This is a genomic window from Larkinella punicea, from assembly GCF_003334855.1.
In the GTDB taxonomy this organism is placed as follows: Bacteria; Bacteroidota; Bacteroidia; order Cytophagales; family Spirosomataceae; genus Larkinella; species Larkinella punicea.
The window spans coordinates 306784-320814 of the sequence record NZ_QOWE01000001.1 but is presented as its reverse complement, the minus strand read 5'-3'; the positions used below and the strand labels follow the sequence as shown (position 1 = coordinate 320814).

13 protein-coding genes are annotated in these 14031 nt (G+C 52.2%); 9 read left to right on the top strand and 4 right to left on the bottom strand.

Going from position 1 to position 14031, the window contains the following annotated elements:
- Positions 1 to 35: 35 nt before the first annotated feature.
- Positions 36 to 2249, bottom strand: a complete 2214-nt coding sequence (gene porW, locus DUE52_RS01245; protein ID WP_114404112.1) for a type IX secretion system periplasmic lipoprotein PorW/SprE — start codon at positions 2247 to 2249, stop codon at positions 36 to 38.
- 156 nt (positions 2250 to 2405) lie between these two features.
- Here porW and DUE52_RS01240 point away from each other — a divergent pair, with 156 nt between their 5' ends.
- From DUE52_RS01240 to DUE52_RS01210, 7 genes are all read left to right on the top strand, one after another.
- The gene (locus tag DUE52_RS01240; RefSeq protein ID WP_114404111.1) at positions 2406 to 2660 is read left to right on the top strand and encodes an AtpZ/AtpI family protein; all 255 of its coding nucleotides are present in this window, start codon (positions 2406 to 2408) and stop codon (positions 2658 to 2660) included.
- 1 nt (position 2661) lies between these two features.
- Positions 2662 to 3024 (top strand): hypothetical protein, encoded by a 363-nt coding sequence (locus tag DUE52_RS01235; protein ID WP_114404110.1) that lies wholly within the window; start codon positions 2662 to 2664, stop codon positions 3022 to 3024.
- Between the two features lie 19 nt (positions 3025 to 3043).
- Positions 3044 to 4114 (top strand): F0F1 ATP synthase subunit A, encoded by a 1071-nt coding sequence (gene atpB / locus DUE52_RS01230; RefSeq protein WP_114404109.1) that lies wholly within the window; start codon positions 3044 to 3046, stop codon positions 4112 to 4114.
- A 48-nt stretch (positions 4115 to 4162) separates the two neighbouring features.
- Positions 4163 to 4420: an ATP synthase F0 subunit C gene (atpE, locus tag DUE52_RS01225; RefSeq protein WP_114404108.1), complete on the top strand. Its 258-nt coding sequence runs from the start codon at positions 4163 to 4165 to the stop codon at positions 4418 to 4420.
- A 156-nt stretch (positions 4421 to 4576) separates the two neighbouring features.
- On the top strand, positions 4577 to 5071 hold the full coding sequence (gene atpF, locus DUE52_RS01220) for a F0F1 ATP synthase subunit B (protein WP_114404107.1): 495 nt from the start codon (positions 4577 to 4579) through the stop codon (positions 5069 to 5071).
- 92 nt (positions 5072 to 5163) lie between these two features.
- A complete protein-coding gene (gene atpH / locus DUE52_RS01215; protein ID WP_114404106.1) occupies positions 5164 to 5700 on the top strand; it encodes an ATP synthase F1 subunit delta in 537 nt (178 codons plus the stop codon).
- A 165-nt stretch (positions 5701 to 5865) separates the two neighbouring features.
- Positions 5866 to 6924, top strand: coding sequence for a CHC2 zinc finger domain-containing protein (locus DUE52_RS01210; RefSeq protein ID WP_114404105.1), 1059 nt, complete (start codon positions 5866 to 5868; stop codon positions 6922 to 6924).
- Between the two features lie 106 nt (positions 6925 to 7030).
- On the opposite strand, the gene DUE52_RS01205 is transcribed toward DUE52_RS01210, so the two are convergent.
- Positions 7031 to 7471, bottom strand: a complete 441-nt coding sequence (locus tag DUE52_RS01205) for a GNAT family N-acetyltransferase (RefSeq protein ID WP_114404104.1) — start codon at positions 7469 to 7471, stop codon at positions 7031 to 7033.
- A 95-nt stretch (positions 7472 to 7566) separates the two neighbouring features.
- On the opposite strand from DUE52_RS01205, the gene DUE52_RS01200 reads away from it, so the two are divergent.
- Positions 7567 to 8796, top strand: coding sequence for a DUF6786 family protein (locus DUE52_RS01200; protein ID WP_114404250.1), 1230 nt, complete (start codon positions 7567 to 7569; stop codon positions 8794 to 8796).
- Positions 8797 to 8875: 79 nt separating this feature from the next.
- On the opposite strand, the gene DUE52_RS01195 is transcribed toward DUE52_RS01200, so the two are convergent.
- Together DUE52_RS01195 and DUE52_RS01190 are read right to left on the bottom strand one after the other, a co-directional pair.
- Positions 8876 to 10810, bottom strand: a complete 1935-nt coding sequence (locus DUE52_RS01195; RefSeq protein ID WP_114404103.1) for a D-apionate lactonase family protein — start codon at positions 10808 to 10810, stop codon at positions 8876 to 8878.
- Between the two features lie 3 nt (positions 10811 to 10813).
- A complete protein-coding gene (locus DUE52_RS01190; protein WP_114404102.1) occupies positions 10814 to 11464 on the bottom strand; it encodes an oxidoreductase in 651 nt (216 codons plus the stop codon).
- Positions 11465 to 11547: 83 nt separating this feature from the next.
- On the opposite strand from DUE52_RS01190, the gene DUE52_RS01185 reads away from it, so the two are divergent.
- The gene (locus tag DUE52_RS01185) at positions 11548 to 14016 is read left to right on the top strand and encodes a TonB-dependent receptor plug domain-containing protein (protein ID WP_114404101.1); all 2469 of its coding nucleotides are present in this window, start codon (positions 11548 to 11550) and stop codon (positions 14014 to 14016) included.
- Positions 14017 to 14031: the final 15 nt, after the last annotated feature.

Here is a 14031-nt window from a genome sequence, read left to right as displayed (position 1 = left end):
GCTTTTGTCAAATGTACACATTTTAACCAAAAACGTTACTTTCGCTTGGCCGTCTGCTGCTCGGCGGCTACCTGCATTTCTCGCACTTTCGGAAGCAATGAACTGGTTGGATAATCGCGGATGAACTCGATCAGCGCCTGACGGTAAGGCTCCACACCGCGCACTTTGCCAATCAGAATGACGCGCAAAACGGCCATCTTGTCTTCAATCAAACTGCCGGTCAATGCACCCAGGGCGGTTTCGGCCCGGCTGAGGGCTTCACTCAGATTGTTGGCTTTATACAGTCCGTAGATTTCCGTATAAACGCGCTGGGCTTCGGATTCGCCGGTCGCCGTGGGGGCACCATTCGTGCCGGTTTTTCCGACCTGCCGGGCATACGACGACGTCGGGAATTCGGTTAGCAGTTTGTCTTTCCAGGTCGAAGGCCGGTTCAACTGGTCGTTCGAAACCATTAGCAGGTAATACACTTCCGGTTTCACGGAAGTATTCGGAAAACGGGTCAATAGGGTTTCAAACGTCGGAATGGCTTTGTCCGGCTGATTGAACTGAAATTTATACAATTTCCCCAGTCGGTAATACGCGTCTTCGAGCCGCTGGTTCGATTGGTTCCGGGCTTCCGGGCTGAACGGTATGGTCGCATACAGCGCATCTTTTTGCGCTTTTCGCTCTTCGGCCGTCAGGGTAGCCGGAGCAGAGCCGTCGGCCCCCGTCGCATTCAGGGCCGTACCGGTTTGGGGGGCCGAGTCAACCGCGGCCAGTTGCGCCGTCGATTCTTTCTGGCTCCGGCGCCAGTTATCTTCCAGTTGCCGGTTGCCCCATTTCTGCGTGAACTCGGTTTTTCCCTGCGTAATCATGATGGGATTGTACAGAAGCCACCGCTGGTCGGCCGGAATGTCGGACGAGGTGGCAGGGCGATTCGACGCCTGAGCGGCAATTTCCTGCGCCTGTTTGAGTAAAGCCTGTTGCTGTTTCAGTTTGCGGTCGATGGCTTCGTCCAGATGACGGTCCAGAGCCGCCGGGTTCATCTGCGCCAATTTTTGCAGGCTGTCTTCCGTCAGAATCGTTTGCTGCTGGGCAACGAACTCATCGAGAAACACTTTTCGACCGGCCAGCAGTTTGTAGTCGGCCGATTGCTGGGGCAGCAGCGCCAGCGCACTGTCGTAATAAGCCTTGGCGGTGGGAAAATCCAGTAACTTTTCAAAGTACAGTTTCCCCATTTCCTGGTAAGTATACGGAATCTGGAGGGTGTTCGTCGTCGTTTCCTTAATGGATTTTTTCCAGTATTCGATGGCTTTCGGATACCGTTCGTTTCGGGCTTCCAGCAAACCCATCGTATAATAAATCTTATCTTTCAGGTCGATATTTTTCCGGTCGTTCAGCATCCTGCTAAACCGTTCGCTGCTGGTTCGTCCGCCCTGAATGGAATAAATCGTAGCATAAAACGACTGCTCGTAGGTGGGGCGGTTTCGTAACACTGAGCGATAATGCGCAACGGCTTTCTCCGATTTGCCGGTTAAATCATAGAGCTGACCCGCAATCAAATGCAAGCGGGCTGTGGTTTCTCCCTTTTTCAGGAAGGGGAAGGTGGCATCCAGCAAAGCCGCCGACACGGCATATTCCTGTTTTTTCTGGTGCAGATACGCTTTCGTTAAATAATAATTCCGCGTATTGACCTTATTAAGCGGCTGAACGCGAAGGTATTCCGCCACATTCAACCCATTTGCATAGTCAGCGATTTCGACATAAGTCCGCATCAGGAGAATCAACGCTTCGTGCTTTTCGTCCTCGCTTTCGCCTTTTGTATTCACGTATTTGAACACCTCCATCGCATTGCCGTAATCCTGGCGATACATGCGGGCGGTTCCCAACAAAATATAGCTATTGTCCAGCCACTTGCTGTTCTGATGGCGTTCGGCCACCAGCGATGCTTTCTTGATGGCGTCGTCCAGTTGCGCTTTCACGGGTTCCAGTTTGGTGGAATCGAGCGGCAACAGAATGGGCAGCGGCTGGTTGTAATTTTCCTGGTAGGTTTTCTGTTGGTAACGTTCGACCTCCCGAAGCCGGTCGCGCGCAATGAGGTACGCATTGTAGCGGGCGTTCAGGTTGTGATAGGCCACCGGAAGCTTTTTCTGGCTGTATTGCGAACAGCCACTGACCCAAACCGTCAAGACCACCCACAGCAGAAAAAGCCGGAAACCGTCAGCTACGGATGGAGAAATGAAATATCGGTTGAAAAACCCGCCTTGCATGGAAAATGGTAAGATACTTGGTAACCGACGGAAGGCTTTCTACCTTCGCAGAACCAACACTACAGAGTAACGACGTCGACGCAAAATCCGTATCGAAAAGTGTGCCACGCCTACAAAAATACGAAATAACTGACACCAAATCCGAAGACCTGACGCATGGAACCCGATAATTCCCATTCCGACGATCCGGAAAAGCCGTTCCGGAAGGTCACCCGCAAGACCAGCTCGTTCGTGCAATACTCCGCGATCGGTTTTCAAATGTTGGCCACGATTGGTCTGGGCGTTTGGGGCGGCATCAAACTGGACGAGTGGCAGGGCAACCAGAAACCCATCTGGACGCTGGTGCTGTCGCTGGTCGCCATTGGCTCGTCTTTGTACCTCTTTATCCGCAGTTTACCCAAACAACCCTGATATGCTCCCGAGTCTTGGGGCCACCGCCCTGCTTGCAATTGTATTTTTTGTAGCCGAACAGTACGGAGCCGAACGCTGGTTACATCCCTACTGGAAGTTCATGCTGATTTTTTTTCTCAGTATCTCCTTCCTGATTCACCGGTTGATGGAGGTTGGTTTTCAGAATAATCGCGAAAAATTCATCCCGTTTTACATGGCGACCATCGTGGCCCGGCTGATTCTGTGCCTTGTTTTTGTCGGGTTCTTTTTGTGGCGGGGAGTCGATGGCGTGAAACTGTTCATTCTGGACTTTCTTGCACTATATATATTTTACACAGCCTTTGAAATCTACATTTTGAGTCGTAACTTGCGACGCGGTTTGTGATATATACCATTTACTTCATATGTCTCGTTTCCTGATTCGTAAAGCATTTTTAAGTATTGTATTGTTTTTGAGCACGTTGGCCGCCGTTACGGCACAGCACGACGAGCATCACGACCACGGCGCAACCGGGGAGAAGAAGAAATTCAATGTGGGCGACATGATCATGCACCACATTAAAGACGACCACGGTTGGGAATTTGCGCACGGATTAACACTGCCTTTGCCGGTTATTCTGTATACGCAGGACAAGGGCTTAGATGTGTTTTCGTCTTCCCATTTCGCCCACGAAGCCAACTACAATGGTTACGTAAAAGAGCACAATAAAATTTACCGCGCCGGTGCCAACGGTGAGGCCGACAAGACGATTAAGGTCTACGATTTTTCCATCACGAAAAACGTAGCTTCTCTATTGTTGAGTGCGGCTCTGCTTTTACTTGTATTTTTCTCCGTTCGGAAAGGCTACGAGAAAAACCGGGGCAAAGCACCCAAAGGCCTGCAATCGTTTCTGGAACCCGTCATCCTGTTTGTTCGCGACGAGATTGCCAAACCGAACATCGGCCCGAAATACGCCAAATACCTGCCGTTCCTGCTGACGCTGTTTTTCTTTATTCTGTTCAATAACCTGCTCGGACTGTTACCGGGTGGTGCCAACCTGACCGGCAACATCGCCATCACAATGACGCTGGCCGTGATCACCTTCCTGATCGTCAACCTGAGCGGAAACAAGCATTACTGGGCTCACCTTTTCAAGCCGACCGGCGTGCCGGTGGCGCTGCTGCCGATCATGATTCCGGTCGAAATCGTGGGCGTTTTCATGAAACCGTTCTCCCTGATGGTGCGGTTGTTTGCCAACATCACGGCGGGTCACATCATCATTTTGAGCTTGTTAGGCCTGATTTTTATTGCCAATGACCTGGGCGGTTCCGGCATGGGCTGGGGTGTTAGCCCGCTGATTATCGTTTTCTCGCTCTTCATGAACCTGATCGAATTGCTGGTTGCGTTCCTGCAAGCGTTCATTTTTACCCTGCTCACGTCGATGTACATCGGTAGCGCGATTGAAGACAGTCACGAAGCCGATCACGGGCATTGAGTTTTTAGTTTGTATTTTTTTGTTTAACCATAAATCAATTTATCGAGCATGTTTGCAATGTTGCTCTCTATTCTTCTGGAAGCTACGGGTAGCTTCGCAGTAATGGGTGCCGCCATTGGCGCAGGTCTGGCCGCTATCGGTGCAGGTCTGGGTATTGGCCGTATTGGTGGTTCGGCGATGGAAGGTATCGCCCGCCAACCGGAAGCTGCTGGTCGGATTCAGACCGCGATGTTGATCATCGCAGCCTTGATCGAGGCCGTGGCTCTGTTCGCAGCCGTTATTTGTCTGCTGATCTCACTGGGCTAACCAGGAAACCGCATCCGGGTCGCTGATTGCATTAGGCGTTGGCATACGACTCACAAAACTGGAAAAAGCCCGTCGGTATGAATTAGTCAGCCGACGGGCTGATTTCAATCAAAAAAAGAAATTCAACGTATTCATATATCCTAATTTCGTACGTCAATGGATCTGCTCATTCCCGACATTGGGTTGCTATTCTGGATGGTGGTCGTTTTTGGACTGCTGTACTTCATTCTATCAAAATTTGCCTGGGCACCGATTACGGAAAGCCTGAAAGAACGGGAAGACGATATTCAGAAAGCCCTGGATATGGCCGAGAAAACCCGGATCGAAATGGCGAAACTGCAGGCCGACAACCAGAAACTGCTGGCCGAAGCCCGCGCCGAACGGGATGCTATCCTGCGGGGAGCCAAAGAAACCGCCGACCGCGTTATTGCCGATTCACGCGATAAGGCAACGGAAGAAGGCAATCGCATCATTCTGAAAGCCCGCGAAGAATTGCAGACCGAACGCCAGGCCATGGTCGCCGAAGTGAAGCGTGAAGTGATCACGTTGTCGCTGGACATCGCCGAAAAAATTCTGAAAAAGGAATTGAGCGATAAAAAATCACAGGAAGAACTGGTTAAAAGCCTGGTAGCAGAAGCACGACTAAATTAAGAATTGAGAGTTAAGAGTGAAGAGTTATGTGCGTCAGCCAACTCTTCACCGCACGGGCGGCCCCGTCTTAACTCTTAATTCATCACTCCAAGATGGCAGAATCTACAGTAGCATTCCGATACGCTAAATCGCTGATCGACCTCGCGAAAGAGAAGCAGAAGGTCGAAGAGGTGTACAAAGATATGTTGTTTTTCAGCGACGTGGTTCGTAAAAACCGCGACCTGATGCTGGCCCTGAAAAGCCCGATTTTGCGTCATGAGAAGAAACTAAACGTGTTGCGGGCGATCTTTGAAAGCCGCGTCGATCCGCTATCGTTTACGATCTTCAACATCATTTCGAAGAAAAACCGGGAAGGAATCATGGATAGCATCGCTACCGAATTCGTCCGGCAGTATAACGAACTGAAAGGCATCCAGAAGATTCAGGTCACGACAACACTGCCGCTGACGGAGGAAATTCGGCAGCAGTTTATCGGTGTCGTTGCCAAAGCAACCGGAAAGCAAATCGAACTCGAAGAAGCCATTGATCCAAAACTGATTGGTGGATATATTCTCCGCATTGGTGATCAACAGATCGATGCATCGATCCGTAACCAACTGGCTGAACTGCGGTTGAGCTTCCTGAATTGATTTTTTGAGACAAAAGAGAATAGACAAGAGAAGTAAGACAAATACCACCTGAGCGGTTAAGTCTTAGCTCTCACTTCTTTACTCCATAACAAAAAACCGGACATCGAAGCACCTGCTTCGATGTCCGGTTTTTTTTGTTAACATGCAGAGTCAAACGGTTACTAAATGGATCTGCTCACACAAACCCGTACCATCGACATCGTCCGCGTTGTAACGGATTTGGGGTATGAACTGCACGAAAACCGCAAGATCGTGTGTCCGTTTCATGCCGAAAAAACGCCGTCGCTGGTCATTTATCCGCAAAACAACTCGTATCACTGCTTCGGATGCGGCAAACACGGAGACGTCATTAACTTCTACGCCGGAGTTGCCAATCTGGAGTATACGGCGGCCATGCACGAACTGGCGTTCAATTACTTGCCAGATTACAAGCCGGAGCTATACAGGAAAGGCCATCTGAACAAAATACAGGCACCGATTTCAGCAAAACCGCCGAAAATAGCCCTGCCGACCGACACGAATGCCTACGTTTACCAACCGCTGCACAGCACGATTTACGAGGATTTTCAACGGATTTGTACGTTACAACCCACTAATGCTGTGCGGGAGGAAGCCTGGCAGTATTTACTAAGTCGTGGGTTTTCAGAAACCACCTTGCGGAAGTTTCGCCTGTTTATCGTCAATGATTACCAGGCGGCACAGGCGTATCTGCGAAGGACCTACTCGCTGCCGGATTTGCAGGAATGCGGGTTGTTCAACGAAAAAGGCAACCTGATTTTTTACCGGCATCCGATCATTATTCCCTACTACCGAAAGGGCCACATCGTTTATTTACAGGGTCGCGTGATCCGAAACCCGTCCGAAACCGTATCCCGGTATCAGTTTTTGAGCGGTGTTCCGGTCGAGTTGTTCAATGCGGATGTAACCGACCTGATCAAAACCGGGCAGACGCTGTACGTCACCGAAGGCGCTCTCGACTGCATGACGCTGATGCAGGAAGGCATGCCCGCCGTCAGCCTGGGCAGCGCGACGATGTTCAAGCGGGAGTGGATGAAACTCTTCCGGCGGTTCGAGGTCTGTTTTTACTTCGACAACGATGCCGCCGGGCAAAAAGCCGCCCGCGACTACGGCGATTTGTTCAGCCAATACCGCATTTCGACCCGCACCAAAACGGTGAAAGAAGGCTACAAAGACGTGAATGATTACTTCTCGAAGCGGGAGTAGGAGAGCGGATCTACTTCTGCCGCCCCTAAATCCCCTAAAGGGGACTTTTTGCATCTGGAACGTCTAAGTCCCCTTTAGGGGAACGGGGCGCAAGTGGAGGATCGTCCTACTGAAACTCTTTCACAAACTTGAAATGCGAGGGCCGGAACGTTAGTTGCTGGTAAAACCGGTGCGTGAGCGTCCGTTTCTGGTTGGCCGTCACTTCGAGATTGACAAAACCGTGGGCTTCGGCGAGTTCCTCCATCGCGGCCACGAGTTGGCGACCAATCTGCTGATTCCGGTATTCCGGCACAACGTACAGCTCCTGAATTTCGCCTACTTTACCGGTATGATGCAGCAGGTATTGCACATGGCAGCTAATGAAACCAACAATATCTTCGTTGACTTCCGCGACCAAATAATGCACCCGTTTGTCGGTCAGGTTCCGTTGAAAAACCGCCCGAAACGCCACCGCATTGAGTTGGGTTTCTTCCAGTTCGCAAATGAAACGGTAAAGCGTTCCAACATCCTGATAATCAGCCGGGCGAATGGTTGCCTCGAAGGTCATATTCGGAGAAAGATTAAATGAGGTTTTCGGGAAGTGAATAAGAAGTGGTTAATTTCGGAAAATTCTGACAAATCCTAAGCCAAATGATGAAAAAAATGAGTTTTTGGGTAGTCTTGCCCTTTCTGGCGGGCGCGCTGTCCTGCCAATCCAATTCTTCGAATGAAGAAAAAACATCCCCAACCGATACTACCCAAACCCGTATGTTTGCTTCCGACGCAGCTTTTCTCCAGCAATACCACCCCGATTTAGTGACCTTGCAAGACGGTAAATCCCAGGTTCTCATCTGTCCGGCGTATCAGGGACGGATCATGACCAGCACCGCCGATGGCGAAACGAGCTACGGCTGGATCAACCGCGAGCTGATTCAATCGGGGAAATTACTGCCGCACATGAATGCGTTTGGCGGAGAAGACCGGTTTTGGCTCGGACCCGAGGGTGGACAATTTGCCATTTACTTCAAACCGGGTGCAAAATTTACCGGCGACGACTGGCAAACGCCCGCAGCCATCGACTCCGAACCGTTCGTGCTGGCGTCGAAAGATGAGCGTTCGGCCCGGTTTACGAAAGCCTTTGAGCTGACGAATTATTCCGGGACAAAGTTTAGTGTCGGCGTGGAACGTGAAGTCCGGCTGTTGCGCGCGGAGCAGATCAGCCAGGTTTTGGGCGCAACGACTGCGTCTTTAAACGACTCACTGAAGATCGTGGGGGTTGAATCCGTCAATACCCTCATCAATACCGGAAAAGAGCCGTGGACGAAAGAAAAAGGGCTATTGTCGGTCTGGATTCTGGGCATGTTCAACGCGTCGCCGGAAGCCACGATTGTGGTGCCATTTCAACCCGGCCCGGGGCAGGCCATCAACGACAGTTATTTTGGTAAAATACCGGCGTCGCGGCTGGTGGTGAACGACAGCGTGGCTTTCTTTAAGGCCGATGCCAATGCCCGTGGCAAAATCGGGGTGCCGCCCGCCCGCGTCAAAAACCGGCTGGGTAGCTACGATCCCGGTTCTCAAACCCTCACGCTGGTCACGTTTACGTTCGATCCGGCCAACCGCGACTACGTCAATTCGGCCTGGGAAATCCAGAAAGAACCGTATGCGGGGGATGTCGCTAACGCCTACAACGACGGGCCGATGAAACCGGGTCAGCCGCAGATGGGAAAATTCTACGAACTGGAAAGCTCGTCGCCCGCTTCCGCGCTCGCGCCCGGTGGTCGCCTGACGCATACGCACACGACGCTGCATATCCAGGGCGATGAATCGCAACTCGACAAAATGGCCCGGCAATGGCTGGGGGTGACATTAGCGGAAATTGTAAATGCGTTTTGATAAACCGGACAACGGCTCAGGGCTTATTGGCTAGTCTGAAAAAATATACCAGCCCACGGTTTGAACCGTGGGCTGAACATTATACTGCCCTGGTTTCCCATTCCGCGAAAACCGTTGCGTACGGGGGTAAGCTAAACCGCAACTGCTCTTCATTATCAGGACTGAGACTTTTGCCCAGTTCCTCCCAAAAGGATTCCGGCGAAAAACAGGCTTTCATGAAAGAGGATTCATCCAGCGTCCGCATCCTGACTGTCCGGGTAATCGGAGCAGAAACCGTTTGCGGTTCATCGGTCAGGTTGGTCAGAATCAAAACCGCTTTGTCGTCCTTTTGCAGGCACAGGGCTTCGACCTTGAACGGCTGGCTGCTGGTGGTCGGAATCGCCTTTCCTTCCCGAAAATCGTTCACGAATCGAAAAATCCAGTACAGCGGAAAAACCATACCAGCTTCGGCAACGAATTGGTTGGGGTAAGCCGACGGGAAATCGCCCTGGACAATCCCCTCTTCACCTACGGTTTCGTAATAGGTAACTGAATGGGCTCCGGCCTGAATCAATCCCTTCAGACTGGCCAGCGTCCAGGCAGCTCCGAACAGCGACATTTGCCGGGGATCCGTCGAAAAAGGCATCTGATTGTTCGTAGAATCGGCATCGTTGCCCGTTGCGTCGGGATTAAAACGCGGTCGCAGCGTAACGGGCGAAACGTGAACGTTCGGCGTCCAGTGCCGGGCATCCCGGACGGTGTCGGGTTGGGCCGTGGTGTTTTCCATTAACGTCAGGTTATCAACCGCGTGGGCCTGCGGGCTGATGGCGTAGCTGAGAAAATCGACGGTTTCGAGCGGGGGCGTTTGCCGGTTGACGGCCACAAAAAAAACGTTGGTTCCGGCACCGATCCGGGCATCGGGAAAAGCCTGACGGATTGGCGACGTCACTTCATGCAGCAGCGTCGCCGGGGTTGATTTGGCAAAATTGCTGAGAATTGTTATGGAATAAACCAGCGACGGATCGACCGGCTCTTTCAAAAAACTGTACAGCTCGTAATTCGCCAACTGGTTGAAAATCAAAACCAGTTCAAGCTTTAAACCCAGCAAAACCGCATCGTTGACGGCTTTCCGGAAGGTCCCGTGCCAATCGGGATGCTGGAAGTTAACCTCCACGCGCAGGTGGTGGAAGCGGGCTTCTTTGAGCAAATGCACCACCGAATCCGTCAACACTTCCGGGTTGGCACCCAGCCCGATGACGGGCAGTGAAAGGGTTTCTGAATCAAAGGTAATAGCGGTTTTGTCTGTTTCAGATTCTGAAGGCAAAGGCTGGGCAAACGAACCGACCAGCCGGAGTTCAACCGATTGCTGAATGGTATCACCGGTTTGGAGCAGCACCGGAAACGCACGCGAAAGGGGCGTACAATACGTTTTATAGGAAGCATCGGTCCAGTTGCGCTGGTCTTCGGTTTCGAAAACATCACCCACAAACCACAAGACCGCCGAGCTGTCGTCGGAAACTGGCCACTGCATTTCCCGGATGTTCAGAAAAGGCTGGTGAGGGCTGATGCCTTCCGGAAACGGAGCGACGGTCTGGCTACCGTCGGGGTGCGTAAGGGTGCAGGGCTGACCGGCACATTCGGGAATGGGATGCAGGATGCAGAAACCGGCGCGGTTTCGCTGGAAGTCGGCGAGGGCTTCACCGTCGATATTGAATTGGATTGTTCCGTCCGGTTCGCCGATGATTTCGCATTGCCAGCGCAGGTGGACAGTCTCATTTTGGCAAACACTCGTATAGCGAATGTGAAACGAATCGGCCTGTTGGTCAATGGTTTCGTCTTCGATCACCATCGGGGCCGTGGCCCAGTTGGGGTCGCGGACGGCGTGGTAAATCAGGCGGAGAACTTCGTGGTTGCCCAGGCGGATATACCGGAGAAAACCGTGTTCATACTGCATCGTCAGCGGTCCGGCGCGGAGTATAAGGGGTTCCGGCAGCGGCTCGGACTGGCCGTACTGAATCAGGGAAGTAGCGTACATAGGTTAGAAATTCTGCAACTGATCCGATTCAATGATGTGCTTCCCGGTCAGTCCTTCCTGGGCTTTTTGAAACATGGCGTTGGCTACGCTTTCCACCCGGATGCCTTTGTATTTGGCGGGAATCAGCGGATTGAGCAACTTCATCAATCCTTCCCCGATGCGTTCGCCCAACCGGAATTCATTGCGGTCGCCGAGCAGGAGGGAAGGCCGGAAAATAAACAGGGCCGGATAGTTCAGGGCGGTCAGGTCGCGTTCCAGTTCGCCCTTGATGCGGTTGTAGAAAATCGATGAGTCCGGATTGGCTCCCATCGACGAAACTAAAAAAAATTGCTTCGCCCGGTTGACCAAAGCCCGTTGCGCAACGTCTAATGGATATTTATAATCAATTTTTCGAAAGGCATCTTTAGAGCCCGCTTTTTTCATGGTGGTGCCGAGGCAGCAAAAAACATCGTCGGCCTGCACCAGTAAACCGTTCGGATGGTCAAAATCGTACTGGATTTCCTGTAAACGGGGGTGTTGCCATCCTAACGAATGCCGGACCAGCACTTTTACTTTTTCGTAGGCTGACGAATCCAGCAGGCGATGGGTCAGTACATTTCCAACAAGACCAGTCGCTCCAACAACAAGCGCGGTTTTAAGAGTGGGCTTTGTCATTATTTAGGGTTAGTGGCCGTTAAGATTGCTAATTTATGAGCGAGTATTTGTTTTTTTACCACATTATTTTGAAAAACTACTAAATGAATCTACTAAGTACTTCGTTTCGACGTCTCGGATGGTTTGTTGCCGCATCGGTTTTGCTGGCATTCAGTTTGGCCGATGACACCTTTCCGGTCTACCTGGTCGAACGGTTACAGGCGTTTAACACGGCCTACCCGAAAGAAAAAGTCTACGTTCAGACCGACAAACCGTATTATACTGTCGGCGAAACGATCTGGCTGAAAGGCTATTTGTTCGATGGGCCGTCGCACCTGGCCGATTCTGTCAGCAAGGTTCTGTATGTGGATCTGCTGCAAATCGAGAGCCAGAAAGTGGTGGTTCACCGAATTTTAAAAGCAGAAAACGGATATGCCACCGGTGATATTGCCCTGGGCGACTCCCTGGCGTCGGGCGCGTACGTGCTGCGGGCCTATACGGGCTGGATGCGGAATTTTCCGGAAGAGTATTTTTTCAGTAAACCGCTAACGTTGCTGCGAACCGACGTCGGCCCTGTTCAGGCCATGACCACTGCGCCGGGTTCGCTGCAACCGGACGTGCAGTTTTTTCCAGAAGGGGGCCAACTGGTAAACGGGATCGAAGGGCGGGTGGCTTTCAAAACGGTGAGTCCGGCGGGGAAAGGGCTGGAAACATCCGGTTTTGTGCTGAGTTCAGCGGGTGATACTGTCACCGGTTTTTCGACCAAACACCTGGGTATGGGTTATTTTTCGATCAAGCCGGAAACCGGTCAGACCTATACGGCTTTTGTTAAACTTGGCGATGGCAGTACGCATCAATATCCGTTGCCAGCCGCCCAGCCGGAAGGCTACATGATGGTGGTCGATAACATTACCAACCGCGAAAATGTGCGCATCTATGTCCGAAACAACAAACCGGCCAGCGTTCAGGGGCGGTTTACCGTGATTGCACAATCGCGGGGGAAAGCCGTTCAGGCAGCGCAGGGGGAGGTCACGAAAAAAGCTGTCGTGGTCCAGATTCCCCGGCAGTTGTTCCCCGAGGGGATTTCGCAATTGACCTTGTTCGACGAAGCCAACCAGCCGGTTTGTGAACGACTCGTTTTTATCGAAAAAAATAACCGCCTGACCATTCACCTGAAACCGTCTAAACCCACGTTCAGCCCGCGCGAGAAAGTGGAGTTGAACATTTCCGTGACGGATGAGTCGGAAAAACCGGTCCGGGCTAACCTTGCGCTGGCGGCCACTGATGCCGGTCAGGTGCTGGAGAAAGAACCGTATGCCGCCGATCTGGTGTCGCATCTGCTGCTCAACTCCGACCTGAAAGGCAGCGTGGAGCAACCCGGTTATTATTTTGATCCCGCGAACAAAGAGCGCTTGCCGGATCTGGATGTGCTGATGATGACGCAGGGCTGGCGTCGGTTTGTCTGGAAAGAGGTGTTACAGGAAACCTATCCGGCTCCGCAGCATCCGATCGAACAGGGGCTGGTGCTGTCGGGACGGGTGGTTCGTCCCAATCAGAAGACGCCCGGCAAAGTCACGTTGACAGTGCTGGTGATGCAGCCCGATAGCAGCCGCGACATCCTGTCGGGCGAAGCCGACGAAAACGGCCGTTTCGGCGTATACGGCCTGTCGTTTCAGGATTCGACGCGGGTGATGATTCAGGCGGTGATGGGCAAAAACAACCGGAATCTGGAAATACAACTCGATAATCTGATCAATCCGGCGGTGAAGCTGACGAAAATACCATACAATCCCCTGGTTTTTCAGCGGGATGAACTGGCCGATTATCTGAAACACGTGAAGGAATACCAGGAAATTGAAGCCCAAATCCGGCGAAATCGGGAGATACTACTGAAAGAAGTAACGATTCGTAAAAGACGGGAAGTCCCCACGGACTCCCGGAAAATTTACGGGCAGGCCAGCAATACCATCAAAGTGGACCAAACCATGACGGGCGGAGCCATGACGGTGCTGGATATGCTGCGGGGGCGGGTTGCGGGCGTCAACGTGTCGGGCAGTGCCATGAATCCAACCGTTCAGATTCGCGGTTCCGCCAATTTTTCGGGGGTTGTTGAACCCCTGTTTCTCATCGACGGTATGCCGGTTTCCAAAGAAAGCATCCTAACGGTGTCGGTGTATGATGTGGAGTCCATCGACGTGCTGAAAGGAGCTTCAGCCACGATCTTCGGCAGCCGGGCGAGTGGTGGAGCAATTGCCGTGTACACCAAACGCGGATCACCGGATTATGACTATACCAAGGACAAGTCGCCCGGAACGCTGGTGGCCGTGGTGCCGGGTTATCGGGCCATCCGGGCGTTTTATGCCCCGCGCTACGATGAAACCAAACCCGAGCACGTCCGGCCGGATTTTCGGTCGACCCTGCACTGGGCACCGATGATTCAAACCGGAGACGACGGGAAAGCCCAACTCACCTTTTTCGCTTCCGACGCCCGCACCCCGGTTCGGGTGGTAGCCGAAGGCGCGTCGACCGATGGCCGACCGGGTGTTGGGAAGGCGGTTTTTGAGGTGAAATAAGCGGTTTTGTCCCGT